This is a genomic window from Dietzia lutea (genome assembly GCF_003096075.1).
GTDB classification, from domain to species: Bacteria; Actinomycetota; Actinomycetes; order Mycobacteriales; family Mycobacteriaceae; genus Dietzia; species Dietzia lutea.
On record NZ_CP015449.1, the window covers coordinates 2,773,453 to 2,798,528 of the forward strand.

At 71.8% G+C, this 25,076-nt stretch carries 27 protein-coding genes and 1 tRNA gene; 14 read left to right on the forward strand and 14 right to left on the reverse strand.

Annotated elements, in window-relative coordinates:
• Nucleotides 1-82: 82 nt before the first annotated feature.
• From A6035_RS12695 to A6035_RS12705, 3 genes are all read left to right on the forward strand, one after another.
• Nucleotides 83-1,318, forward strand: a complete 1,236-nt coding sequence (locus A6035_RS12695; RefSeq protein ID WP_425267503.1) for an IS30 family transposase — start codon at nt 83-85, stop codon at nt 1,316-1,318.
• Nucleotides 1,319-1,462: 144 nt separating this feature from the next.
• The gene (locus A6035_RS12700; protein ID WP_108848073.1) at nt 1,463-2,329 is read left to right on the forward strand and encodes an enoyl-CoA hydratase-related protein; all 867 of its coding nucleotides are present in this window, start codon (nt 1,463-1,465) and stop codon (nt 2,327-2,329) included.
• Nucleotides 2,330-2,439: 110 nt separating this feature from the next.
• Complete coding sequence (locus tag A6035_RS12705) at nt 2,440-3,195, forward strand: SDR family NAD(P)-dependent oxidoreductase (RefSeq protein ID WP_108848074.1); 756 nt, start codon at nt 2,440-2,442, stop codon at nt 3,193-3,195.
• Nucleotides 3,196-3,203: 8 nt separating this feature from the next.
• Here A6035_RS12705 and A6035_RS12710 read toward each other — a convergent pair whose 3' ends face one another.
• From A6035_RS12710 to A6035_RS12755, 10 genes are all read right to left on the reverse strand, one after another.
• Nucleotides 3,204-3,719, reverse strand: a complete 516-nt coding sequence (locus tag A6035_RS12710; RefSeq protein WP_108848075.1) for a cupin domain-containing protein — start codon at nt 3,717-3,719, stop codon at nt 3,204-3,206.
• 118 nt (nt 3,720-3,837) lie between these two features.
• Nucleotides 3,838-4,263, reverse strand: coding sequence for an organic hydroperoxide resistance protein (locus A6035_RS12715; RefSeq protein ID WP_108848076.1), 426 nt, complete (start codon nt 4,261-4,263; stop codon nt 3,838-3,840).
• A 235-nt stretch (nt 4,264-4,498) separates the two neighbouring features.
• Nucleotides 4,499-5,191, reverse strand: coding sequence for a DedA family protein (locus A6035_RS12720; RefSeq protein WP_108848077.1), 693 nt, complete (start codon nt 5,189-5,191; stop codon nt 4,499-4,501).
• Nucleotides 5,192-5,333: 142 nt separating this feature from the next.
• On the reverse strand, nt 5,334-5,975 hold the full coding sequence (locus A6035_RS12725) for a hypothetical protein (protein WP_162533998.1): 642 nt from the start codon (nt 5,973-5,975) through the stop codon (nt 5,334-5,336).
• A gap of 134 nt (nt 5,976-6,109) precedes the next feature.
• Nucleotides 6,110-7,219 (reverse strand): hypothetical protein, encoded by a 1,110-nt coding sequence (locus A6035_RS12730; RefSeq protein ID WP_162533999.1) that lies wholly within the window; start codon nt 7,217-7,219, stop codon nt 6,110-6,112.
• Nucleotides 7,212-7,805, reverse strand: coding sequence for a S24/S26 family peptidase (locus tag A6035_RS12735; RefSeq protein WP_108848080.1), 594 nt, complete (start codon nt 7,803-7,805; stop codon nt 7,212-7,214). The genes A6035_RS12730 and A6035_RS12735 overlap by 8 nt, the downstream gene beginning before the upstream one ends.
• The gene (locus A6035_RS12740; protein WP_108848081.1) at nt 7,802-8,443 is read right to left on the reverse strand and encodes a hypothetical protein; all 642 of its coding nucleotides are present in this window, start codon (nt 8,441-8,443) and stop codon (nt 7,802-7,804) included. Before A6035_RS12740 ends, A6035_RS12735 begins: the two co-directional genes overlap by 4 nt.
• Nucleotides 8,430-9,113 (reverse strand): signal peptidase I, encoded by a 684-nt coding sequence (locus tag A6035_RS12745; protein WP_108849274.1) that lies wholly within the window; start codon nt 9,111-9,113, stop codon nt 8,430-8,432. The genes A6035_RS12740 and A6035_RS12745 overlap by 14 nt, the downstream gene beginning before the upstream one ends.
• Nucleotides 9,114-9,127: 14 nt before the next feature.
• On the reverse strand, nt 9,128-9,664 hold the full coding sequence (locus tag A6035_RS12750; protein WP_108848082.1) for a hypothetical protein: 537 nt from the start codon (nt 9,662-9,664) through the stop codon (nt 9,128-9,130).
• Between the two features lie 9 nt (nt 9,665-9,673).
• Complete coding sequence (locus tag A6035_RS12755; protein WP_159149317.1) at nt 9,674-10,204, reverse strand: alternate-type signal peptide domain-containing protein; 531 nt, start codon at nt 10,202-10,204, stop codon at nt 9,674-9,676.
• Between the two features lie 349 nt (nt 10,205-10,553).
• Between A6035_RS12755 and A6035_RS12760 the strand changes: the two genes are divergently transcribed.
• Nucleotides 10,554-11,717: an SGNH/GDSL hydrolase family protein gene (locus tag A6035_RS12760; RefSeq protein WP_108848084.1), complete on the forward strand. Its 1,164-nt coding sequence runs from the start codon at nt 10,554-10,556 to the stop codon at nt 11,715-11,717.
• 166 nt (nt 11,718-11,883) lie between these two features.
• Here the strand turns inward: A6035_RS12760 and A6035_RS12765 are convergent, their stop codons facing one another.
• A complete protein-coding gene (locus A6035_RS12765; RefSeq protein ID WP_108848085.1) occupies nt 11,884-12,180 on the reverse strand; it encodes a DUF3072 domain-containing protein in 297 nt (98 codons plus the stop codon).
• 192 nt (nt 12,181-12,372) lie between these two features.
• Between A6035_RS12765 and A6035_RS18265 the strand changes: the two genes are divergently transcribed.
• The 7 genes from A6035_RS18265 to A6035_RS12795 are packed head-to-tail and all read left to right on the forward strand — an operon-like array spanning nt 12,373 to nt 20,631.
• The gene (locus A6035_RS18265) at nt 12,373-12,525 is read left to right on the forward strand and encodes a hypothetical protein (RefSeq protein ID WP_159149316.1); all 153 of its coding nucleotides are present in this window, start codon (nt 12,373-12,375) and stop codon (nt 12,523-12,525) included.
• On the forward strand, nt 12,522-12,623 hold the full coding sequence (kdpF, locus tag A6035_RS12770; RefSeq protein WP_108848086.1) for a K(+)-transporting ATPase subunit F: 102 nt from the start codon (nt 12,522-12,524) through the stop codon (nt 12,621-12,623). The genes A6035_RS18265 and kdpF overlap by 4 nt, the downstream gene beginning before the upstream one ends.
• A complete protein-coding gene (gene kdpA, locus A6035_RS12775; protein ID WP_108848087.1) occupies nt 12,620-14,320 on the forward strand; it encodes a potassium-transporting ATPase subunit KdpA in 1,701 nt (566 codons plus the stop codon). The genes kdpF and kdpA overlap by 4 nt, the downstream gene beginning before the upstream one ends.
• Entirely contained in the window at nt 14,317-16,533 is a 2,217-nt protein-coding gene (gene kdpB / locus A6035_RS12780) for a potassium-transporting ATPase subunit KdpB (protein ID WP_108848088.1), read from the forward strand. The genes kdpA and kdpB overlap by 4 nt, the downstream gene beginning before the upstream one ends.
• Before the next feature lies 1 nt (nt 16,534).
• On the forward strand, nt 16,535-17,236 hold the full coding sequence (locus A6035_RS12785; protein ID WP_108848089.1) for a potassium-transporting ATPase subunit C: 702 nt from the start codon (nt 16,535-16,537) through the stop codon (nt 17,234-17,236).
• Between the two features lie 9 nt (nt 17,237-17,245).
• A complete protein-coding gene (locus A6035_RS12790) occupies nt 17,246-19,951 on the forward strand; it encodes a sensor histidine kinase (protein ID WP_108848090.1) in 2,706 nt (901 codons plus the stop codon).
• On the forward strand, nt 19,948-20,631 hold the full coding sequence (locus A6035_RS12795; protein WP_108849275.1) for a response regulator: 684 nt from the start codon (nt 19,948-19,950) through the stop codon (nt 20,629-20,631). The genes A6035_RS12790 and A6035_RS12795 overlap by 4 nt, the downstream gene beginning before the upstream one ends.
• 390 nt (nt 20,632-21,021) lie before the next feature.
• Here A6035_RS12795 and A6035_RS12800 read toward each other — a convergent pair whose 3' ends face one another.
• Both A6035_RS12800 and A6035_RS12805 read right to left on the reverse strand, forming a co-directional pair.
• A complete protein-coding gene (locus A6035_RS12800; RefSeq protein WP_108848091.1) occupies nt 21,022-22,329 on the reverse strand; it encodes an RNA polymerase sigma factor in 1,308 nt (435 codons plus the stop codon).
• Nucleotides 22,330-22,335: 6 nt separating this feature from the next.
• Nucleotides 22,336-22,746 (reverse strand): YciI family protein, encoded by a 411-nt coding sequence (locus A6035_RS12805; RefSeq protein WP_162534000.1) that lies wholly within the window; start codon nt 22,744-22,746, stop codon nt 22,336-22,338.
• A gap of 192 nt (nt 22,747-22,938) precedes the next feature.
• Here A6035_RS12805 and A6035_RS12810 point away from each other — a divergent pair.
• Both A6035_RS12810 and A6035_RS12815 read left to right on the forward strand, forming a co-directional pair.
• Nucleotides 22,939-23,011 (forward strand) — tRNA-Gly (locus A6035_RS12810).
• Between the two features lie 124 nt (nt 23,012-23,135).
• Nucleotides 23,136-23,426, forward strand: coding sequence for a DUF4287 domain-containing protein (locus A6035_RS12815; protein WP_108848093.1), 291 nt, complete (start codon nt 23,136-23,138; stop codon nt 23,424-23,426).
• A gap of 30 nt (nt 23,427-23,456) precedes the next feature.
• Here A6035_RS12815 and A6035_RS12820 read toward each other — a convergent pair whose 3' ends face one another.
• Nucleotides 23,457-24,032 carry a TetR/AcrR family transcriptional regulator gene (locus A6035_RS12820; RefSeq protein WP_108848094.1) on the reverse strand — a complete coding sequence of 192 codons (576 nt, stop codon included), beginning with the start codon at nt 24,030-24,032 and terminating at the stop codon, nt 23,457-23,459.
• Nucleotides 24,033-24,085: 53 nt separating this feature from the next.
• Here A6035_RS12820 and A6035_RS12825 point away from each other — a divergent pair, with 53 nt between their 5' ends.
• Nucleotides 24,086-25,057 (forward strand): DMT family transporter, encoded by a 972-nt coding sequence (locus A6035_RS12825; RefSeq protein WP_108848095.1) that lies wholly within the window; start codon nt 24,086-24,088, stop codon nt 25,055-25,057.
• Nucleotides 25,058-25,076 lie beyond the last annotated feature (19 nt).

Consider the following 25,076-nt stretch of genomic DNA (forward strand, 5'->3'; position numbering starts at 1 on the left):
CACCGAGAAGAGGAATTCACGCGCATCGCTCGAGGGTGGTCTCTAGGAGTTAGCGCAACACCCTGACTGATCGGGGTGTGTGGTGGCTAAACAGCTGGACTGGAGACTGCGGGCGGGTGTGTGTCGGTCCTTGCTGGAGGGCATGACCGGGATCGAGGCGGCGACGCTGTGGGGTGTCAGCATGGCCACGGCGTGGAGGTGGGCCAAGCTTGCGGGCATGACCTTTGAGGTGGGACGACGCGGCGGCGTGGGCTCCGGTGTGGCAACGGCCGTATCCCAGCGGCCGCTGAAGGAGTCGGCGAGTTATCGCCGGTTGACCCTGTTTGACCGGGTCTACATCCAGGCCATGTTCGACCTGCCGACCCCGGCCGGGGTCCGGGCGATCGCCCGGGGTCTGCAGGTGGCCGCCTCGACGATCTCGAGGGAGTTGGCTGCCCACTCGTTCGAGCACTGGGGCAAGCGGCGTTACGACGCCCGGTTGGCCCATCTGCTGGCCCTGGACAAGCGCAAGCGCTGCCGGCCGGGCAAGCTGGAGGCCACGCAGCTGCGCGGCGAGGTCATCGCCCGGTTAAACCAGCGGTTCTCACCCGAGCAGGTCGCCGGGGAGCTGCGGGTGATGTTCCCCGATCAGCCGGAGATGAACGTGTCCCCCGAGACGATCTACCAGGCGCTATACGTCCAGGGCAAGGGCGCGCTGCGGCACGAGCTCAAGGTCGAAAAGGCCTTGCGCTCCGGGCGCAAGAGCCGCGTGCCCACGTCCGCCCTGCCGCCGCGAACCTCGCGTCCGTGGCTGCAAGGAGCTCGCCTTAGCGACCGGCCGGCCGAGGTGGAGGACCGCGCCGTGCCCGGGCACTGGGAGGGCGATCTGGTCGTGGGGCCGAACAACTCCGGGATCGTCACCCTGGTCGAGCGCCACACCCGCTACGTACTGATCGGGCGCCTGCCCGGCTGCCGGGACAGCGCCACCGTCACCGATGTACTGGCCCAGATGATCGAGGCGCTGCCCTCCCGGCTGGTATCCACGATCACCTGGGACCAGGGCACCGAGATGGCAGCGCACGCCGCGTTCACCGTCAAGACCGGCTGCCCGATCTTCTTCTGCGATCCGCACTCGCCCTGGCAGCGCGGATCCAACGAGAACACCAACGGACTGATCCGGGACTTCTACCCCAAAGGCACCGACTTCAACACCATCAGCGACGACGAACTCGCCGAAACCGAACGCCTCCTCAACATCCGCCCCCGAGCCATCCACGGCTTCCACAGTCCCCATGCGAAGATGACCGAACTAATCGCCGGTGTTGCGCTAGCCACCTGAGAACGCCGAGAAGCAGGTGTGCGAATTCCTCTTCGCGGTGGGCTCCGCGCGCCACGCCGCCCCGAGCAGACGCCGCGGGCCGGGCCGCTTCGGTGACGCCGAATCCGCCATCCTCTGCGGCGCCCGCGGGTAGCGTCCGCACATATGCAGACCTCGCCTGACCAGGCCGCCAACACCGACTCCGCGCAGCCGGAAGTCATTCTCGAGCGCCACGACGAGATCGCCGTCATCCGGCTCAACCGACCACACAAGCTCAACGCGGTGACGTCGCAGAACCTGGCGGACATCATCGCCGCCCTCGACACCTGCGACGCCGACGACGACGTCCGCGCGGTCGTCCTCACCGGCACGGGTCGGGCGTTGTGCGCCGGGGCGGACCTCTCGGGTGGCGAAGACACGTTCGTCGCGGAACCCGATGCCGACACGGGCGCAGCGCCGCCGGACACGGGCGGTCAGGTGGCGCTGCGGATCTACCGGATGACCAAGCCGATCATCTCGGCCATCAACGGCTCAGCGGCCGGGGTCGGCGTCACCATGACTCTCCCGACAGACGTCCGCATCGCGGCGGAGAACGCCAAGTTCGGCTTCGTGTTCACCCGCCGCGGGCTCGTTCCGGAGGCGTGTTCGACCTGGTTTCTGCCCCGCGTGGTGGGCATCTCCGCGGCGGTCGAGTGGACGGTCGGTGGCCGGACCATCCCGGCGGCCGAAGCCCTCGAGCGGGGTCTGGTCCGGGAGTTGCTCCCCGCCGACGAGGTGCTCCCCCGCGCCATCGAGATCGCGCGCGAAATGACCCGCGGTACGGCTCCGGTGTCGGCGGCACTGACCCGTCAGCTGATGTGGCGCATGCTCGGCGCACCCGACCCGGAGGTCGCCCACCGCGCGGAGTCGATCGGGATCTACACCCGCGGCAAGTCCGCAGACATCCGCGCCGGGGTCTCCGCGTTCCTCGCCAAGGAGGAACCGGACTTCCCGGACCGCGTCTCCGACGGGCTGCCCGACCTCTTCGCCTGACCGGCAGCCCACGCCCAGTCCGCCACTTAACCCGCGCCGGGCCATAACCAGCCCGCCGCCCATCCCACGCCCGGCCCGCCACCCAGCCCGCCATCCAGAAGGAGCCCACCATGAGCGCTGTCGACCTCGCCGGACGTGTCGCCGTCGTCACCGGATCGACCGCCGGACTCGGCGCGCGATTCGCCCACGTGCTGGCCGGGGCCGGCGCGACGGTGATCGTGACGGGGCGTCGCACCGAGCGGACCACGGAGGTCGTCGAGTCGATCACCGCGAGCGGCGGTACGGCTCACGGCGTCGGGCTCGACGTGGCGGATGCGGCGTCGATCGAGGACTGCATCAGCGAGGTCACCGAGAAGTACGGCATCCCGCAGATCCTGGTCAACAACGCGGGCATCCCGGACGCCCAGCGCGCGCACAAGATGCCGCTCGAACTCGTGGACGCGGTCCTGGACACCAACATCCGCGGCCCGTGGCTCATGGCGACCGGGGTGGCGCGTCGACTGATCGCGGCCGAGTCGCCGGGCCGGATCGTCAACATCTCGTCGATGAACTCATTCCACTACGCCGGTGAGGCCGCCGCGCTCTACGCCACCACGAAGGCGGCGGTGAACCGCATGACGGAGACGCTCGCCGTGGAGTGGGCCCGGAACTTCATCAACGTCAACGCCATCGCGCCGGGGGCGTTCGAGTCGGAGATGATGGACGGCATGCTCTCGCGGATGGGCGACATCGCCCCGGGTTTCCCGCGCAAGCGCATCGGCCGTCAGGATCAGCTGGACTCGACCCTGCTCTACCTGGTCTCCGATGCCTCGGACGCGGTCACCGGGACGGTCGTGAAGGTCGACGACGGCCAGATCCACCGCTGATCCCGCCATCACTCACACTGCGAGAGATCCTCTTCGACGAGCGGCTTCCCGACCGGGGTCACGTACGTCACCATGAGGACGACGTCCTCGGTGCCCTCGTTCCGCGCCTCGTGCGGGTAGCCGGCGCCTTCGACGATCGAGTCCCCCGCCCGGAAGGTACGCGTGCCTCCGGGCAAGGTGTCGGAGTAGAGGGTGATCTCGCCCTGCTTCACCACGGCGATGAGCTGCCCGTGGTGGCAGTGCCTCCCCGTGCCGGTGCCCGCGACGATCGTGAGCTCGCGGAACGTCACCGCCACGCCTTCGTCGCCGTCGACCTGCACGTCGACCGGTTGATCCTGCTGCCCCTGCACGATGTCGACGGCGAGGACCGGCTGCGTGCCGACGATCGCCGACGCGGGCGGAGGTGGGGGCGCGATCGCCGATTCGTCCGAGGACTCCGCCTCACCATGACTGCAGGCCGAGGCGGCCAGCGCGAAAGCCCCGGCCGCCAGGACGATGCCGCGTCTGATCGTTGTACTCCGCATGGAAGGCTCCCCGTGACTTCCCGGATCGACGGGAGGACGCCGACCTTGCGGCAACGCTAGCGCAGCTAACGGCCGGATAAAAGATCTTTGTTGACACGCCCCCTTGAGGTAAGGACGCTCAGTCCTCGCCGACCGAGACGCTGACCTCGATGTTGCCCTCCACGGCGCGCGAGTAGGGGCACATCTCGTGGGCGAGCTTCGCTAGCTCGTCGGCCTGCTCGGTCTCGAGGCCGGGGATGATCACCTCGAGCTGCACGGCCAGGTCGATGCTCTCCTCGCCGGAGCGCACCAGCGAGATCCGTGCGCCGACGGACGAGCCGTCGATTTTCACCTTCTTCTGCCGGGCCGCGCTCTGCAGGGCGGAGTGGAAGCAGGCGGCGTACCCGGCGGCGAACAACTGCTCGGGGTTGTTGCCCTCGCCGGAGCCACCGAGCTCCTTGGGCGGGGCCATGTTCAGGTCCACGGCCTTGTCGGCGGTGGCCACGTGGCCGTCCCGGCCGCCGCCGGTCGACAGGGCTTCGACGGTATAGAGCGCATCGGACATGGGCGATCTCCTCTGGTCGTGTGGTGCGGGTGTGGCCCAACGTACGCCGCGCCCGCGGGTGGCGTCAGGGGCCGCGTCGGTGGTTCCGGCGACCGCGAGGGTTTCGGAGCGCCGTCCCGGCCGGATGGACAGCGCCGTCCCGGCCGGATGGACAAGGCGACGACGACGAGGGCCATCGCGCTCGACACGCCGCCGGACGCACGGTGGGCCGGTCCGGCCCACATGCGGTCGCATCTCAGTGGTCGCTACCGACCGACTTCTTCTCGCCGGCCGACGACCGCACGAGTCGGCGCACGCGCTTGACCACGAACCACACGAACGCGATGGCGATCACCGCCACCACCGCGTTGGACAGCGCTCCGCTCCACTGCTCAAGCGCGGGCCGGATGGCGGGGCCGAAGAGGTACCCGGCGCCGATCCAGATGGCGTTCCACACACCGGACCCGAGCAGCGTGTAGGCGCTGAAGTGGGTGAACGACATCCGCTCGATGCCCGCGGGGATGGAGATGAACGACCGCACGAGGGGGACACAGCGTCCCACCAGCACGGCGACCCCGCCCCAGCGCTGGAAGAACGCCTCCGACTTGTCGAAGTCGTCGTGGTCCAGCAGCGGGATCCGGCCGACGAGGCGGCGGGTGCGGTCACGCCCGAGCGCCGCGCCCACGACGTACCAGATCCACGCGCCGAGCAGCGCGCCCGCGGTCGCCGCCGCCCAGGCCAGCCAGAAGTTCATCCGACCTTCGTAGGCCAGGAAGCCGGCGCCGGGAAGGACGGCCTCGGACGGGATCGGCGGCAGGAAGGTCTCCAGCAGGATCGCGATACCGACGCCGATCTCGCCGAGTGTCTCCATGAGGGTGAGGACCCAGCCGATGAATCCGTCGTACCCCGCGGAGGGGTCGGTCGAAGGCGACGCAGCGGAAACGATCATGTGGGCAGTCTAGGGAGCGGCGGCTCGCAGGAGTGACCGCGAGCGACCGACCTCACCCGAACCTGCGGCGCGAGGTCGCGCCGACCCGGCGCCGGTCGAGCGGCCGACCACGCTGAACGGGCGCGCGGCACCCGGCGTCGGGCTAGAGGTCCGCGCCGATGACGTAGGCCGCGGCCAGCTCGCGGAGCGCGGCGTGGTCCTGACCCAGCAGTTCCATGGGCGGGCGCCGCCCGGGCAGCGAGCTGGTCGGCGTGGTCCACCACACGGTGGCGGCCTCCGGGGCGTGACCGGCGTCGAGCATCCGGTTGACCACGGCGACGATGTCGTCCGCTCGGCGGGGGTCGAAGTGGGCGAGCTGGAACCGCGGGTAGACCCACCTGCGGTCGCCGCGCAACACGATGAGCCGGCCCTGGCGGGCGAAGGTCCGCAGCGCATCGGTGGGCGCGGAGTCGGGAAGGACGCCGCGCCGGACGAGGATCTCGCCCGCCTCGTACGAGCAGACGTGGGGCACCTGCAACGCGGCGCTGCGCGGTGCGCAGGGGACGACGGATCGGCGGCTGGTGGCGGGCGCGCCCGCCGGCCCGCGGAGCGGATCCCCGGCCCGTGAGCGCGCGGCCTGCAGGGTCCCGTCGACCTGTCCGGCGACGCCTGTAAACGAGCTGCGCCGACGGAGTTCCTTCACGACGAGGTCGGCGAACAGCGGGTCGTCGAGCTCTCGCAGTGCACGCTCCGCGCGGTCTCCCGACACGGCCTTCCGCGACATCACCCGATTCTGAACAGTCATCGCGACCACCCGCCTTTTGAGCGGAATTTTACAACCTGTTCAGCCCGTGGAGCGAGACCCACTTGTGTGACCCAGAAGGCTCGCGTGACCCCGGCGGCTCGTGAGAAGCTGATGGCTCGTGCGGACCCGACGCCTCAGGTGACCTCACACGTCGCGGTGTCCACGGTCCTGTCCGGCCCGCCGCCGGTGACGGTGAGGACGCCGCCGACGTTCTCGATGGCGGTGGCCCCGGGGACCGCCGCAGTGCACACCCGGCTTCCGTCCGCGGCGACGATGACGTGCGGCTCGCCGTTGATCTCGTCGAGACGCACCTGCACCTCCCCCACGGTGATCGGGTCGCCGCCGAGCACGGCGCGAGTCGCGGGTTCCCCGGCCGCGGGCGCGTCATCGGCCGAGGCCGTGCTGGTCGGCGATGGCGATCCGGCCGGGGTCGACGTGCTGGGGGCCGGGGCGGCGGTCGTCGTCGGCAAGGCCGGGGTCGGCGCGGCGCTCGTCGGAGACGGGCTCGTGGTCGACGACTCTCCCGCGTCGCCCGGCGCGGGGGCGTCTGCGGCATCGGCCGCCTCCGCCGCGGACGTGGACTCCGGGTAGTGGTCGGCGGCCGCCTCCGCCTCAGGGGCGGGCGCGCCCGCTGCTGCCGGTGGGGTCCATTCCGCCTGGTTCTCCCACGGCTGGTTCGGGTCGTCGTACAGCGGACCGCCCGAGCACCGTGTCGCGACGTCCGACTCGACAGAGACCAGGTGGCTCACCGAGCCCGAGGAGCGGACGCGGGTCTCGTCGGTGGGCCCGCTGGCGGTGTTCACGGTCGAGACGGACACTCGGTCCGTCGCGCCCGCGCCCTGCCCGCGGTACCGGAAGGACGTCTCCTCGGTGACGGTGGCGGTGATCGGGTCGCCCGTGTCGGCGCGGGTCACTCGGACGAGGTACGTCATCCCCGGCCCGGCGCTCGCCCACGCGATGTCCACCACGGAGTCCCCGGCGTCGGACGTGGCGTCGGAGCACGCGATCCGGTCCGGCAGCGGAGTCGGGAAGTAGTTCGCCGTGGAGATGGGCGCCGTGGCCGTCCGCACGGCCGCCGGGGCCGCCATCGTGCCGACCACCTGGGTCATGCTGGCCGCGACCGCGGCCACTCCGGCGGCAGCGACCGCACCGCGCCACGCACGCGCCCGACGGGCCAGCAGCGCACCTCGTGTCGGCAGCGCACGCGCCCGCAGCGCTCGCGTCGTCCATGCCGGTTCAGCCACGGCCGATCCCGTCCTCGTCGCGCGCGAACCGGTTGTCGCCGGCTCCCGTGAGCGCAGGTGAGTCCGCATCGGCCGGGTCGCCTTCCTGTGTGTTGCGGGTGCGCCCGAAGGCGATCACGGCCGCGCCGCCGGCCAGCATCCCGCCGAGGAAGATCGCCACCGGGGTGGACAGCCAGGCGACGGCATAGCCGAGATGGTCGACGTGGAAGAAGACGCGATCGGCCTCGCTGACGACGTACGGTGCCCGGTCCGGCGCATCGTTCGCGTCGCCGCGCATCCGGACGGCCGCGCTGCCGTCCGCCAGTGGTTCCACGTCGATCGCGCGGTGCGTGATCCGGTCGCCGGTGGCGTCGTCCACGCTGACGATGTCGCCCGGCTCCAGCTCAACGGCCGGCACGGAGGTGGCCAGCCCGAGGGCACCCGTGGGGATAGTGGGCGCCATGGAGCCCGAGCGGAACACCAGCGGGGTGATCCCCAGGAACAGGGACGCGGACGCGGCGAGGAGACACAGCAGTCCCAGGGCCGCGCCGAGGTTGAGGGCGATCTCCCGCGCGCGCCGGGGCGGGGTGCGCGTGGGCGCTGTCATCGGATCTCCGAGTTGATGGTGAAGGTCACGCCGATCTGCGCCAGTCGCGTCTCGCGGGGCGCCGCGTCGTCCAGCGCCATCGTGACGCACAGGTCGTCGGTACCGCTCGCGTCGATGTCACGCGGGTCCGTGAGCAGCGTGCGGTCCGCACCGTCGGCGGTGAGGGTCCGCGGGGCGGCGAGCTCGGTTCCTCCTGAACAGGTGGTACCGGTGCTCGTCCCGCCGGCGAACATGGTGAGGGTGAGATGGTCGGCGAGCGCGGCGGCGTCACCGCGTTCGTACCCGGGCGTGGTCTCCGCCGTCGACAGCGCGTCGACTCGCAGGTCCACGAGATAGGCCAGGTCGATCTCGCCGGTGTTGCGGAGCGTGATCGACCCGGAGAGGGAGGACGCGTCCCCCGGGCCGAGATCGGTCATCGGGGCGAACGAGAAGGTGGGCGAGGCACCGTTGACCGTCAGATCGACCGATCCGGTGCTGAACAGGCCGGTCTCGGCGGTGACGGTGCGGGACCACTTCGCAGTGGTCCCGACCGCACCGAGTCCGACGACCATGCCGAGAGCCAACAGGGCCCTCGCGCGCGTCCAGCCCGACTCGCGCCAGCGGGAGTCCCGCCACAGCTGACGGCTACGGGCCCACATCGTCGTCGTCTCCCCCACCGATCCGGGCGGCGACCCTGCCGCCACGTCCGGCCGGCGCGGACGTCCGCTGGATGCGCCTGTCCCGCGCGCGGTCGCGGACGCCGCTTCCGAGCATCCACACCGCGTAGAGCAGCAGGCCGCCCGACACCACGGCGACGCCGAGCGCCCGCGTGTCCCCGGAGAGAAGCAGGTTGACGCGGCCGAGCTGCGGCACGGAGTACCACAGGACGCCGCGCACCTGCTCGGGCACGAGCGACCAGTCGTCGGGCGTGTTGTTGGCATCGCCCTGCGTGGTGATGCGCGGCTGACCCGACGGGTCGTAATAGACGCCGGTGACGCGGTGCGTGACCACCGCCGGATTCCCGGAGTAGGGCTGGACCGTGACGACGTCGCCGACCTGCAGTTCCTCCACCGGAGTGGGCCGGACGACGACGAGCGCGCCCGGCGAGATGGTCGGCTCCATCGACCCGGTCAGCACCGTGTATGCCTGCGCCCCGCTGACCCGCGGTACCACGATCAGGGCCAACAGCATGCCCGCCACCACGAGGAACAGCAGCCAACCGCCGATCGTGCGCACCCACCAGCTGAGCGGGGTCGCCTCCTCGGAATGGCCCGCGTCCCTGTTCGAGGCGCCGCTGTTCGAGGCGTCCCCGTCAGAGGCCGTCGTCATCAAGTCCGACGCGGTCACTGCTGGGCCGCCTCGAACGTGAAGACGTAACGCCCGTCCTGCTCGGGGGCCACAGCCGAGGCGGTGGCGGTGAGGCACAGGACGTCGGACGCGTCCGCGGCGAGCGTGGTGTTCACCGTGCTCGCTCCGGCGATCGAGCCCGAGTACAGCTGGGTCCCCGGGAGTCCGTCAGACCCCGACGCGGGGCAGGCGGCCTCCTCGGCGACCCGGGCGACCCGCAGGCCCAGGGCCGGAGGGGTGGTGCCCGCCGCGGGCGCGACCCCGCTGAGTCGGTAGTCGACGGTCACGGTGCTGTCGTTGACCACTGTCAACGGGATCTGCACCTGGTCACCGGTGTTCATGTTCTCCTTCGCCAGGCCCGCCAGGTCCAGGTCGACCTGGCCGGCGCCGGTGATGTTCAGGTGGCCGGTGCGGATGCTCGAGCCACCCATCGTCTCGGAATCCCGCCAGGCGGCGTCGGTGAGCTGCACGGACGCGAATCCGAGCAGCACCACCGACGCCCCGACGAGCGTCCACGTGACGCCGGCTTTCATCTGAGGTGCTTACGCGTCCCCGGTCGGCGCGGGCACGGACGCGGGCGCGGTCTGGCTGATGGTGACAGTCAGCTCGTTGACCGTGATGGTCTCGTTCATCGAGGCGTCGGCGCCCGGGGCGAAGGTCAGGGTGCCGCCGACGGTGACCTCCGTGTTGTCGTCCGGCACCTCGGAGAGATCGGTCAGGGTGTTACCCGAGTTGGGCGTCCACTCCAGTCCGGCCGGGAGGGCGCTGGTGCCGCTGGTGGCGACCAGCTCTGCCCGGAGGTTCGACCCCTCGACGTCCAGGAGGTAACGGCCGGTGAACTCGATCGAGTCGCCCGGGACGAGGGTGTCCGAGTTGGGATCGAATGCCGTGCCGTCGGCCCAGGTCCAGGACGCACTGTTCGCCACCTGGGTGACACCCAGGCTGCCGGTCTGGACGCTGGCGCCCGGGGTGGCGTCGCCGCTCTCGGTCCACGCGGCGAAGGTTCCGGCACCGCCGGCGAGGAGAACAGCGGCTGCACCGGCGGCGAGTGCGCCCTTGGTGGTCTTCTTCATTTCCATCCTTGATGGTTGGTGGATTCCGACACAGCGGAACCCCGAGGGGGTGAGGGGAATGTGATGGTCTGTCGGCCGGAAACCGGCCCGCGCCTTCACAAGTCATATGTTGACAGACCACCTAAGGATAGGTCAATTCGCGGGAACTCCATCAGCGAGGATTGACCGTTCGCGCTGAGAGAACGCTCAAAATTTCCTGTGTGGCATACATTCTTTGTTCAGCGTCGCGCGTGCGCGTCCGTCAACATGAACGCGCGTTCAATTAGCGCGGGGGCTACGGCGCGTCTTCCGTATGCTGCAGGCTTGGCCGGTCACACCGCACCGCGCAGACGACAAGGACGGACGCCGAATGAATCACGTCACCGACATCACAAGGATGCTCCGCGGGCACGACCACGTGGAGACCACCTCGCGGGGGGTGCTGCCGCACCGTCTCCCCGCCTGGGTCGGCGCACAGTTCCCCGACCCGCAGCTGTCCTCCATGGAGGCGCAGCCCTCCGGCGTGAGACTGGCGATGGTCACCGAGGCGCAGAGCATCGAGCTCGTCACCCACACCACGCGGATCGACTACCGCGGGATCGAGCGCCCCCGCGGCAGCGTCGATCTGGTGATCGAACAGCAGCTCGTCTCGAGCGACCTGCTCACCGGCGGCGACGCCATCGAGACCGACCTCCAGACCGGCTCCACCTCGCTCGTGAGCGGCCCGCCCCACCTCACGCGGTTCGAGGACATCGGCGCGGGCGAGAAGCTCGTCGAGCTGTGGCTGCCGCACAATGAGCGGGTCGAGATCGTCAAGCTCCGCGCGGACGCCCCGCTGACCCCGGCGCCGACCACGCGGCGGGCCTGGCTCCATCACGGCAGTTCCATCAGCCACGGCTCCAATGCCACGACGCCCGCGCGGATCTGGCCCGCCGTGGCCGCCCGGCTCGGCGGGGTCGAACTACGGAACCTCGGCTTCGGCGGCAGCGCCCTGGTCGACCCGTTCACGGCCCGCGCCATGCGCGACACCCCGGCCGATGTCATCAGCCTCAAGCTGGGCATCAACGTGGTGAACTCCGACTCCATGAGGCTGCGCTCGTTCGTCCCCGCGGTCCACGGCTTCCTCGACACGATCCGCGACGGGCACCCCACCACGCCGATATTGCTCGTCTCGCCGATCTACTGCGGGATCCACGAGGACACCCCGGGGCCCGGCGCGATCGCGGCGGAGAGCTTCAGCGCCGGGCGCGCCCTCTTCGAGGCCACCGGCGAGACCGGCGACACCGCCCAGGGACGTCTCACACTGCGGGTGATCCGCGACGCCCTGTCCTCGGTCTTCGCGCACCGGGACGATGAGAACCTGCACTACCTCGACGGCACGGAGCTCTACGGAGCGGAGGACGCGGCAGAGCATCCCCTGCCCGACGCGCTCCACCCCGACACGGGGACACACGAGGTGATCGGCACCCGCTTCGCCCGGCACGCCTTCGGCGAGGGCGGCCCGCTCGCGGCCCCGGGGATCGCTGAGCGCTGATCGCGGGCCGTTCCGCCCCTCGCATCCTCTCCACGTAGACGCCGCCAAGGAGTACACACCTGACGGCCACCGATCATGTTAGCGGTACTTCCGTTCGCGCACTGTCGAACTCCGGGAATCGCCGCGACCGTGCCGCGCGGACGCGTCCCCCCGCGGAGCCCGACGCCTACGACTGGTCGGTGCGCGGGTTGCCCTTCTGCAGGCGGTCGATGTGCTCGGACGCCTCCGCCTTGGACAGGGTCGCCGGGAGCTCCTCGCCGGCCTCGCGGGCCAGGGTGTCGAGGTAGCTCTTCTGCGCCTCGGTCATGGGCTCGTCGCCGGTGACCCAGTCGTCGGGGTCACGCTGCAGCGACCCACTGCCGGTGGCCCGCCCCTCGGGGACCGGGGCGCCGAGGGTCTCGTCACCGGGATCGTTGCTCCGGGATCCGCTGTCACTGCTCGGGGTCTGCTGAGAATCGGTCATGCCCGCACGCTACGCCGGGCCGGATGAGCCGACCACCGACCACGCACGCTGTCAGGGACGGGTAAAGATCGGCGACCGCGGCGTCAAGAACCCGTAAACGCCTCTTCCGGCGGGGCCCCGAGCGCAGGACGCTTCTCGAGCAGTGTCGGCCGCCGCCGCGCTGCTCACCCTAGAGAAAGCGATCCGCCCGCGATGCTCGATATCGCCTACCTCGCGTTGACGCTGGCCTGCGTGGCCGCCTGCGCGGGGGTCGTCGACCGGCTGTCCCGGTCCGATCTGCCGGTGCCCGCGACCGCGTCACCCGCCGCGGCTGCCGGCCCCGCACCCCTGGAGAGCGAGCGGTGAGCGTCGCAGGCGTGACGTCCGTTGTCCTCGTCGTCGTCGCCGTCATCACCCTCGGCTACCTCCTGGCCGCACTCATCGACCCGGAGCGGTTCTCATGACCCCGGCCGTGGCGGCCGGGCTGCAGATCGCCGTCCTCATCGGCCTGCTGGCCTGCCTGTACGTCCCGCTCGGCGACTACATGGCGCACGTGTTCAGCAGTGACCGCGACCTAGGGGTCGAGCGGGCCGTGTATCGCGTGCTGCGGGTCGACGCGCGCCGCGAGCAGTCGTGGCGGGTGTACGCGCTGAGCGTGCTCGTCTTCTCCGCCGCGGGCCTGCTCGCGCTGTACGCGCTGCAGCGACTCCAGCACGTGCTGCCGTCGGCGGGCAACGACCAGACCGCTGTAGAGCCGGCGATGGCGTTCAACACCGCCGTGTCGTTTGTGACCAACACCAACTGGCAGGCCTACCTGCCCGAGAGCACGATGACCAACCTGACCCAGATGGCCGGGCTGACCGTGCAGAACTTCCTCTCCGCGGCCGTGGGCATGTGTGTGGCGATCGCGGTGGTGCGCGGCCTGTGCCGCGTGCGTAGCGAGACTCTCGGCAACTTCTGGGTGGACCTCACCCGCGCCGTCGTCCGGATCCTGCTGCCGCTGAGCATGGTGCTCGCCGCACTGTTCCTCACCCAGGGCGTGGTGCAGTCGTTCAGCAGCGGCACCGCGGTGACCGCCCTCGACGGCGCTGCGCAGACCATCGCCGCCGCGCCGGCCGCCTCGCAGGAGGCCATCAAGCTGCTGGGCACCAACGGCGGCGGCGTCTTCGGCGCCAACTCGGCGCACCCGTTCTCCAACCCCACACCGGCGAGCAACCTGCTGTCGATCCTCGCGCTGCTGCTCCTCCCGGTGGCGCTCACCCGCACGTTCGGCACGATGCTCGCGCAGTCGGGCGCCGGGACGCGCGCGCACGGGCTGACGATCCTCGGCGTGATGGCCACGCTCTGGGCCGGCATGCTCGCGCTGGTCACCTGGGCCGAGTACCACGCGATGGGCGTCGCGGCCGCCGCCGCCGGCGGGCAGATGGAGGGCAAGGAGGTCCGGCTGGGCATCCCCGGCTCGACCCTGTTCGCCGTGTCCACCACCGGCACGTCCACGGGCGCGGTGAACTCGTCGCACGACAGTTACTCGGCCCTGGGCGGCGGCGCGCTGATCCTCAACATGCTGCTCGGCGAGATCGCGCCCGGCGGCGTGGGCACCGGCCTCTACGGGATCCTGGTGCTGGCCGTGCTGGCGGTGTTCGTGGGCGGCCTGCTCGTGGGCCGGACGCCCGAGTTCCTGGGCAAGAAGATCGGCCGGCGCGAGATCACGTGCGCCAGCCTGTCGCTGCTGGTCATGCCGGTGCTCGTCCTGACCGGTGTGGCGATCACCGCCCTGCTGCCCTCCGCGCTGGCCGCCCAGGGCAACGGCGGCGAGCCCGGCTCGCCCAACTCCGCCCACGGGCTGAGCGAGTACCTCTACGCCTTCGCCTCCGCCGCCAACAACAACGGCTCGGCGTTCGGCGGGCTCACCGTCACCGACCACTGGTTCCAGGCCGCGCTGGGCGTCGCCATGCTGCTCGGCCGCTTACTGCCCATCGTGCTGGTGCTGGCCATGGCCGGCGCCTTTGCCGCCCAGGTCCGCAGTGCACCCGGCCCGGGCACCCTGCCCACCGACCGCCCGCTCTTCGCGGGACTGCTCACCGGCGTGGTCGTGCTGGTGGCGGCCCTGACCTTCCTTCCCGCCCTCGTTCTCGGACCCATCGCGGAGGCCCTCCAGTGACCACGACCCTTGACCGATCCGACCCAACCGCAACGCCGCCGGACACGCTGCCGGCCGCCCCGCGCAGCGCGGGCCTGGCCACCCTCGTCCGCGCGCTGCCGGCCGCCCTGCCCATTGCAGTGCGCAAGCTCGACCCGCGCCACCAGGTGCGCAACCCGGTCCTCTTCGTGGTGTGGGTCGGCTCGGCGCTCACCACCGTGCTCGCGGCCATGCAGCCCACCGTGTTCGGCTGGGCCACGGCCGCCTGGCTGTGGGCCACCGTCCTGTTCGCCGCCCTGGCCGAGTCCGTAGCCGAGGGTCGTGGCAAGGCGCAGGCCGACAGCCTGCGCAAGGTCACCCGCGAGACCACCGCGCGCGTGCGGCGCGGGCCGCGCACCGAGACCATCCCGTCCACCCAGCTGAAAGTGGGCGACTTGGTGGAGGTCGCGGCCGGCGAGACGATCCCCGGCGACGGCGACGTGGTCGAGGGCATCGCCACCGTCGACGAGTCGGCCATCACCGGCGAGTCCGCGCCCGTCATCCGCGAGTCGGGCGGCGACCGCAGCGCCGTGACGGGCGGGACCGTGGTGCTGTCCGACCGAATCGTCGTGCGCATCACCTCCTCCCCCGGCGAGTCCTTTGTCGATCGCATGATCGCGCTGGTGGAGGGCGCCGAGCGCCGCAAGACGCCAAACGAGATCGCGCTGGACATCCTGCTGGCCATGCTCACGATCGTGCTGCTCGTCGCGGTGGTCGCGCTGGGCCCGCTGACCGCCTACTCGGGCGGCCAGATCGACCCCATCCGCCTCATCGCGCTGCTCGTCTGCCTCATCCCCACCACGATCGGCGCGCTGCTCTCGGCGATCGGCATCGCGGGCATGGACCGCCTGGTCCAGCACAACGTGCTCGCGCGCTCCGGCCGCGCCGTGGAGGCCGCCGGCGACATCGACACCCTCCTGCTCGACAAGACCGGCACCATCACGTTCGGGTCGCGCCGCGCCGTGGCCCTGCACCCGGCCGAGGGTGTGACCGCCGAGGACCTCGCGCGCGCCGCGCTGCTGGCGAGCCTCGCCGATGAGACGCCCGAGGGGCGCAGCGTGGTGGAGCTGTGCGAGCGCGAGTACCCCACCGCCGCAGACCCCGCCGCCGCGCGGGGAGAGACCGACGGGACGACGACGACGAGAACGCCACTCCCGGCTGGCGCCGAGGTGGTCCCCTTCTCCGCGCGCACGCGGGTCTCGGGCATCGACCTACCCGATGGCCTGCGTGGTCAGAGCATCCGGAAGGGTGCCGCCGACTCGGTCCTCGCGCTGGTCCAGCGTCTCGGCGGCCACGAGCCGGACGGCCTTCGCGAAGTCGTGGAGTCCGTGGCGCGTCGGGGAGCGACGCCCCTCGTCGTCGTCGACATCACCACCGCGCCACGCTCGGACGGCAAGGCCGACGCCCACGCCCCGGCCGTCACCGACGGCGGCTCTGACACGGCCGGCGAGGCGCGGGTGCTGGGCGTCATCGAGCTGGCGGACGTGGTCAAACCCGGCATGCGGGAGCGGTTCGCCGAGCTGCGCGCCATGGGCATCCGCACGGTGATGATCACCGGCGACAACCCGCTGACGGCGGCCGCGATCGCGGCCGAGGCCGGCGTCGACGACTACCTCGCCGAGGCCACGCCCGAGGACAAGCTCGAGCGCATCCGCGCCGAGCAGGCCGGCGGGCGGCTGGTCGCCATGACCGGCGACGGCACCAACGACGCCCCCGCCCTCGCGCAGGCCGACGTGGGCGTGGCCATGAACACCGGCACCACCGCCGCCAAAGAGGCCGGCAACATGATCGACCTCGACTCCGACCCCACCAAGCTCATCGCCGTGGTGGGGATCGGCAAGCAGCTGCTCATCACGCGCGGCGCGCTCACCACGTTCTCGCTGGCCAACGACCTGGCCAAGTACTTCGCGATCCTGCCCGCCCTGTTCGCCGGGGTGTTCCCGCAGCTCGAGGCGCTCAACGTGATGCGGCTGGCCAGCCCCGAGTCGGCCATCCTCTCAGCGGTGATCTTCAACGCGCTCGTGATCGTGGCGCTGGTCCCGCTCGCCCTGCGCGGAGTCCGGTACCGCGCGGGCTCGGCCGCCTCGCTGTTGCGGCGCAACCTACTGATCTACGGCTTGGGCGGCGTCGCGGCCCCGTTCGCCGGGATCTGGCTCATCGACCTCCTCATCCGACACCTCCCGGGACTCGCCTGACATGACCACTGTGCAGATGCTCCTCCGACAACTCCGGCCCGCGCTGATCGCCGTGGCCGTGTTCACCCTCCTGTGCGGGCTGGTCTACCCGGCCGCCGTGTGGGCCGTCTCCCGTGTGGACGCCGCCTCGGCCGAGGGCTCGATCGTCCACGACGCCGCCGGCTGCCCGGTGGGCTCGGCGCTGCTCGCGGTGGACCCGCAGGTCTCCCCCGGCGCGCCCGACCCGTTCTTCCACGCGCGGGTCGTGGGCAGCAGCGCGGCGGGCGGCGGCAGCGAGGACGATCGCGTTGCCGCCGCCATGGCCCCCGGCGGCTCCGCCTCCGACACCCCCGGCGCCGCCGGCCTGCCCTCCAACAAGGGGCCGTCCAACCCCGAGCTGGCCGAGTGGGTGGGGATCCGCCGCGCGCTCATCGCCGAGCGCGAGGGCGTGACCCCGGCCCGCGTGCCGGTGGACGCGGTCAGCGGCTCCGGCTCCGGCCTGGACCCGCACATCTCCCCCGCTTACGCGGAGCTGCAGGCCCCGCGCGTCGCCCGGGTGCTGGGCCTGCCCGAGCAGGAGGTCCGCGACCTGGTCGAGGCTCACACCGACGGCCGGCAGTGGGGGTTCCTCGGGCAGCCGCGCGTGCGCGTGACCGAGCTCAACGCGGCGCTGGGGCTCATCGCTCCGGGCTGCCAGGACCGGGGTAGGGATGCGCGGGAGTAGGTTTCTCGCATGACAGGCGCGGGGCGGGGTGTGTTGGGCGCGGCGCGGGGTTCGTCGGGCGCGGGGCGCGGGCGGCTTCTCATCTATCTCGGGTCGGCGCCGGGCGTCGGCAAGACCACCGAGATGCTGCTCCGCGCGCAGCGCCTGGCCGCCGACGGACGCGACGTGGTGGTGGGCCTGGTCGAGACACACGGGCGCGCGGGCACGGCCGCGGCGCTGGACGGGCTCGAGCAGATCCCGCGGCGGGAGATCGACTACCGCAGCACCGCCGTGAGCGAGATGGATCTGCCCGCGGTCCTGTCGCGGGCGCCGCAGATCGCGCTGGTCGACGAGCTGGCCCACACCAACGCGCCCGGCGTCGAGCACGCCAAGCGGTGGCAGGACATCGCCGACCTGCTCGACGCCGGGATCGACGTCCACTCCACGCTCAACATCCAGCACCTGGAGAGCCTGAACGACGTGGTCTCGGCCATCACCGGCACCGAACAGCAGGAGACCGTCCCGGACGCCGTGGTGCGGGCGGCCGACGAGATCGAGCTGATCGACGTCAGTCCCGAGCAGCTGCGCGGCCGCCTGTCCGCGGGCCAGGTGTACCGGGCCGAGCAGGTCGACGCCGCGCTGGGCAACTACTTCCGCATGGGCAACCTCACCGCCCTGCGCGAGCTGGCCCTGCTGTGGCTGGCCGACCGCGTGGACGAGGCCCTGGCCCGGTACCGGCACACCGAGCGCATCACCGACACGTGGGAGGCGCGCGAGCGCGTGGTGGTGGCCGTGACCGGCGGCCCCGAGTCGCTGGTACTGGTACGCCGCGCGAGCCGCATCGCCTCCCGTTCCTCCGCCGAGCTGGTGGTGGTGCACGTCCTGCGCGGCGACGGGCTGGCCTCCGGGCGCGACCACATGCCGCAGGTGAAGGAGATCGCCGCCAGCTGCGGGGCGCGCGTGCACGTGGTGGTCGGCGACGACGTCCGCACCACGCTGCTGGAGTTCGCACGCGGCGTGAACGCCACCCAGCTGGTGCTGGGCACCTCCCGCCGCAGCAGGTGGAAGCGGCTGTTCGACGAGGGCATCGGCTCGGCCGTCGTCCAGGAGTCGGGGTCGATCGACGTGCACATGGTCACGCACGCCGAGTCCTCCGGCGGCCGCGCGCTCACCCCGCCCCGTCCGGCCACCCGTCGAGTGCTGGCGTGGGCGGGTGCCGTGGTGGTGCCCGCCGCGATCCTGGGCCTGACGTTGCTCGTCGACCCCCGCTGGGACGCCAGCTCGCAGGGGTGGTTCTTCCTGGTCGGCGTGCTGGCGGTGTCGCTGTTGGGCGGGGTGTGGCCCGCCGCGGTGTGCGCGCTGATCTCGGGGCTGGTGCTCAACTTCTTCCACACTCCCCCGTTCGCGAGCCTGGCCGTGGCCGACGCCGGCAACCTCGTCTCGTTGGTGGCGATGGTCGCGGTGGCCATCGCCGTCTCGGCGCTGGTGGACCTGTCGGCGCGGCGGCACCGGGAGGCCTCGCTCTCCGCCCGCGACGCCGAACTGCTCACCCTGTTCGCCCGCTCGGCGCTGCGCACCCACCGGCTGGACGACCTGCTCGAGAAGGTCCGCGACGTGTACGGCCAGGACGGTGTGACCTTCGTCGACGTCGACGGGCGCGTGCTGGCCGCGGCGGGCGCCAGGGTTCCGCTCGGCGGGGAGGAGGCGACCACCACCGTGAGCACCGGCGCCGGCGAGCAGCTGCTCCTGTCCGGCCCGCAGCTGACCGGCCACGACCTGCAGATCCTGGACGTGGTGGCCGGCCACGCCTCGTCGCTCGTCCGGCACGGCGAGCTCACGCGCATCGCCGCCGACGCCCAGGCCGTGGCGGAGGCCGATCGCCTGCGCCGGTCCCTGCTCTCGGCCGTCGGCCACGACCTGCGGACGCCGCTGGCCGCGGTCAAGCTCTCGGTGTCCTCGCTGCGCTCGGGCGATGTCGACTTCAGCCCCGAGGACACGGCAGAGCTGCTGGCCACGATCGAGGAGTCCGCCGATCACCTGGTCTCGCTGGTGGACAATCTGCTCGACTCCTCCCGTCTCGCGGCCGGGGCGGTGCATCCGGTGCCCCGCGAGGTCGACGTGGAGGAGGTCGCGGTGACCGCCCTGCTCGCCGCGACGGTCGGCACCCCCGACGAACGCGCCCGCGTCAGCGTGGACACCGCCGGCGCCACGGTGTGGGCCGACCCCGGCCTGCTCGAACGCGTGCTGGGGAACCTGTTGGACAACGCCCTGCGCCACGCCCCCGGGTCGGAGGTCCGGCTCACCGCGCGCACACTGCACTCCGCCGGGCCCCGCGACGATCGCTCCGGCGAGGCCGTGGAGGGACATCCCGGCGGGGCCGCGAGCAGACGGGCGCGCACCCTGATCGCCGTCGCCGACAGCGGCCCCGGCATCCCCGGGCATTCCCGCGAGGCCGTGTTCCGCTCGTTCCACCGCGAGGGCGACGCCAACGCCACTACCGGCATCGGGCTGGGCCTGTCCGTCGTGCGTGGGTTCACCGAGGCGATGGGCGGGACCGTGTCGATCGACGAGACACCCGGCGGCGGAACGACCGTCGAGGTCGATCTCCCGGCGTGCGCCACGTCGCTGGTCAGCGCCTCGGCCGACCCGGGCGCCCCCGCCGCAGCGACCGCCCCGACCTCACCGGCCGCAGCGACCGCCCCGGAAGTCGCGCCGAGCCGGGGAGCGAGCCGATGACGACGACGGTGCTGGTCGTGGACGACGATCCCCAGCTCCTGCGCGCTCTGCGCATCACTCTCCGAGCGCGCGGCATGACCGTGGTCACGGCGATGACCGCCGCCGACGCCCTGGCCCGCGCCGCGGACTGCTCGCCAGACCTCATCATCCTCGATCTGGGACTGCCGGACATGGACGGCGTTCAGGTGCTGCACGGTCTGCAGGGCTGGTCGAGGGCCCCCGTCCTGGTGCTGTCGGCTCGGACCGACTCGTCGGACAAGGTCGAGGCGCTGGACGCGGGCGCGGACGACTACGTGACCAAGCCGTTCGCCATGGACGAGTTCGCGGCCCGCGTCCGCGCGGCGTTGCGTCGGGGCAGTCGCCCGGAACCCTCGGGCGAGGCGGTGATCGAGACACCGGGGTTCACGATCGACCTGCGCGCCTCCACGGTCACCCGCGAGGGCCGGGCCCTGCACCTGACCCCCACCGAGTGGGGAGTGCTCGAGATTCTCGCCCGTCACCCTGGCCGGCTGGTCACCCAGCAGGAGATCCTGCGCACCGTGTGGGGCGAGGGCTACCAGAAGGAGACCCACTACCTGCGGGTGTACATGGCGCAGCTGCGTCGCAAGCTCGAGGACGACTCCGCCGCGCCCCGCCATCTGATCACCGAGCCGGGGCGCGGATACCGGTTCGTGGTGTGAACCACGCCGGACACTGTGCCCTCGGCGTGAATGCCGCCGTCGCCATCTGTGCGCCCGGCGCGACCGCCCACACCGACATTCCGCGGCGGCTCCAGCCTGCTGCACAGCCGCCCCTCGCCATGGCGTCTCGCGCGCACCGCGGGGTGGGCGAGACGCCATGTTCAGGAGCGGCTGCAGAAATCTCGTCCATCCGCGGGAGCGAGACGCCATCCGCAGGAGCGGCTGTGCGATGAGCCTTCCGTGCGGGAATGCAGGCGCACACGCGAGACGCCAGGCTCGGGAGCGAGACGCCATCGCCGGGAGCGGCTGCGCGCGGGCGTCAGTGGGCTCGCGGCAGCGCGGGTCTCAGAGTGTGTGCGACTGCGCCGGCGGCCGGAGGGGCTCCCCCGCTCACCGCCGCTCACCCAGCTCCGCGGCCTTGCGGGCGAGGTACCGGCGCTCGGCCATCGAGGTCGCCTCTGCGGCGGCCCGCTCGAACAGCCGCGCTGCCGTCGCCGACTCCCCCGCCTGTTCATGCAGGTAGGCCCGGGCCGCCGCGTGCCGGGGCAGCGTCTCGGGCACCTCGGCCAACGCAGCCAACCCGGCGTGCGGGCCGTCGGCGTGACCCACCGCGACTGCCCGACCGAGCCGCGCCACCGGGCTCTCGCGCAGGGCCAGCAGCTCGTCGTACCACTCGACGATCTGCAGCCAGTCCGTCTCCGCGGTCGACGGGGCATCGGCATGCAGGGCGGCGATCGCGGCCTGCGCCTGATATTCCCCCAGCTGGTCGCGCGCGAGCGCTGCCTGCAGGATCGCGGTCCCTTCCGCGATGGCGTCCGCGTCCCAGAGGCGTCTGTCCTGCTCGGCGAGGGGGATGAGCTCGTCGTCGTCGCCCCCGTTCCCCGGGCCGGACCCGCGCCCGCCAGCCCCACCTCGCGCCGCGCCCCCGAACCGCGCCGCCCGGCGCGCGTGGTGCAGCATCATCAGCGCCAGCAGCCCGCGCACCTCGGGGTGATCGATGGCCGCCGACAGCTGCCGGGTCAGGCGCAGCGCCTCGGCGGCCAGGTCGACCTCGCCGGTGTAGCCCTCGTTGAACACCAGGTAGAGCACCCGCAGGACGGTCGCCACGTCGCCGGGCCGGTCGAGCCGCTGGCCGGCGAGCGTACGTTTGGCGCGGCTGATGCGCTGCGCCATGGTGGCCTCGGGGACGAGGAACGCCCGCGCGATCTGCCGCGTGGTCAGGCCGCCGACCGCGCGGAGGGTCAGCGCGATCGCCGACGGCATCGGCAGCGCCGGGTGCGCGCACAGGAAGTAGAGCCAGAGGGTGTCGTCGACGTCGCGTCGGTCGCCCTGGGCGCGTGGGTCACCCGCGTCACCCCGGTCACCCGGGAGGAGCGGAGAGTACGACGACGAGGCCACCACCTGCTCCGCCGTCGCCAGGTCCTCGCGGCGCCGACGGGCGGAGTCCGAGCGGGCGGCGTCGAGGAACTTGCGCCACCCCACGGCGATCAGCCAGGCCCGGGGGTCGCGCGGCGGGTCGGCGGGCCAGCTGCGCAGGGACTCGACGAGGGCGTCCTGCACGGCGTCCTCGGCCGCGGCGAAGTCGGCTCCGCGGCGGACGAGGACGCCGATCACCTGCGGGATGAGCGCCCGCAGGTCCGAGCCGGACGGCGGGCCCGGCGCGGGGCCGGGCCTCGACGCGGGATCGGGCCCGTCCATGGTCGGTCAGTCCTCGATCTCCGTGGGCGCCGTGAGCAGCGGCCGCAGTTCGAGCCACTCGCGGAGCGGCGCGCCGCCGGGGCCGGGCGCCGCGGACAGGTCGCCGGCCAGCTCGACCGCGCGGTCGTAGTCGGCCACGTCGATGATCATCCAGCCGGCGATGAGGTCCTTGGTCTCGGCGAAGGGGCCGTCGGTCAGCGGGGGCTTGCCCTCGCCGTCGTAGCGCACCCACGTCCCCGACTCCGACAGCGCGTGGGAGTCCACGTACTCCCCGCTCTCGCGGAGCCGGTTGGCGAAATCCTCCATGTACTCAAAGTGCGCGGAGACCTCCTCGGGCGCCCACTCTCCCAGCGGCGGATAGGTGGGCTCCTCCGGCGCGGAGCCGCGATAGTGCTTGAGCAACAGGTACTTGGCCATGATTCCTCCTCGTGTCGTGCGCCCCAGTGTGGCCGCTTCACGAGGGGGACGGAACCGTCCGACGGATTTCGACATGCGGAGCGATGCGGGTGCAGCGAGGGCGTGGTCGGGGACCCCGGGTGAAACCGCTCCACGGCGTGCGCTATTGTTCTTTCTCGCAGCACGGCACGCCCCGGCGGGCCGGAATGCAATGCGGATGTGGCGCAGCTGGTAGCGCATCACCTTGCCAAGGTGAGGGTCGCGAGTTCGAATCTCGTCATCCGCTCAGAGTGGATGTCCCGGATCATCGTTCGTCGATGGCCCGGGACATCTTTCGTTTGCGGGTTTCTCCGGAACGCGCCAGGCGATAATCAGCGCACCATCGTCGCGCCGACCCCGGGGAGAAGCTCATGTCGTTCCAGGCGTATCTCGACACCGTCGAGAAGAAGACCGGTCTGACGCCGCGCCAACTCGTGGATCAGGCCACCGAGAAGGGCTTCGGCCCCGGAACACAGGCCGGCCCGATCCTGGCGTGGCTCAAGGAGGACCACGACCTCGGGCGCGGACACGGCATGGCGCTGGTCCACGTCATCACCAAGGGCCCGAAGATCAGCGACAAGCACGTCGGCACAGACGGCTCGCATTCCGACGCCTCCGACACACTGTGGCTCGACGGGGCGGCGACCAACCCGAATCGCTGACCTGCGAGGCGTGAGAACGCCCGAGTGGGCTCACGCGTCGTCACGCCCCAGAACCACCTCGGCCTGGTCGCGGGCCTGCGGCAGGGCGGTGTCATCACCGAGGATGGTGGAGCGGATCTGCGCCCCCTCGTAGAGCATGTGGATCACCCGGCCCTTTCCCGCATCACCCGCGATGCCGGTGAACAGGTCCGCCATCCACCGCTTCTCGCCCACGATGAGTCGGGCACTCTCCGTATCGGCGGGTCCGCACTCGGCCCAGGCGTTGACGAAGGCGCAGCCCCGTGTTGCGGAGGCGGCGCGGTCGATCGCCGCGGAGAACACCACGTCTAGCCGGCCCGACGCCGACGCCGACGCCGCATCCTTCAGCTTCTCGTGGAGTTCCACCTGCCACAGATGCGCTCGTCGTCGCAGGTAGGCGGCCACGAGGCCCTCCTTGGAGCCGAACCGCTGGTACAGGGTGCGCTTGGTGGTGTGTGCCCGCTCCGCGATGAGCTCCACGCCCGTGGCGGTGATGCCGTGGAGATAGAACAGCTCCGAGGCGGCGGCGAGGATCCGCTCCCCCACCGCCGTGGTGTCGACGTCATCCCATGGTGGTGATCCGTGCATTTCGCTCCTCTGACCCCTGACAGTATACCGATCGGTATGCTTCGCTGGTCTGCATGAGATCAGTGGCGTGGGCGGCGGCGTTCGTCGTCTGCTGGAGTTCGGGTTTCGTGGGCGCGGCGTTCGTCGAGGAGCTCCCCTCCGCCGGCTTGCTGGCGTGGCGGTACCTCATCACCGCGGCGCTGTTCCTCGCCCTCTTCGGCGTGCTCCGACCGCGACTGAGCCGGCTCGAGGTCGGGCAGCAGTCCGTGCTCGGCATCCTCGGCCACGTGCTCTTCCTCGGCGGCGTCTTCGCGGCCGCGGCCGCCGGGGCGAACGCCGGGGTCACGGCGCTGATCTGCGCGCTGCAGCCGATGGTCGTCGCCTGCGCAGGCCGAGTCGTCTGGAAGGACACCTTCCGGCCGATCCAGGTGGTGGGGTTGGTGCTGGGGCTGGTCGCGGTGGCGCTGTCGGTGGGCGGCTCGTCCGTCGACGGGGGCGCGGCCAACCTCCTCGCGGTGGTCTCCCTGCTGGGGCTGTCCGCCAACGCCCTCCTCGAGCGCGCGTGGCGGCCCCGGACTCCTGTGGTGACCGCCCTCGGGGTGCAGATCATCGCCTCGGCAGGTGTCTTCACGGTGGTAGCGATCGCACTCGGCGACATCATGATCCCGGTCGACGGCCGGGTCGCCGGGGCGATGGCGTGGCTGGTCCTGCTGTCCGGGGTCGGCGGTTACGCGTCGTACATCGTCTGCCTCCGGCGACTGGGCGCCTCGCCGACCAGCGCCCTGCTCTACCTCACTCCACCGGTGACCACCGTGTGGGCGTGGGCGATGTTCGCCCAGCGGCCGGGCCTCGGAGAACTCGTGGGCCTCGCGGTCGGCGCGGTGGCGGTGATCCTCGTGTTGGCGCCGCGCGCCTCCGGGACGGGCGCCGCGCAAGCGCGCGCAGAGCAGACGGGCGCCGACCGAATCGGCAGCGCCCGAATCGCCGAGTGGTCGCAGATGCCCGCTCCGGGCGGCGCCGGTCCCGGGAAACGTGAGCGTTTGTGACCGCGCGGCGTGGGCAGCG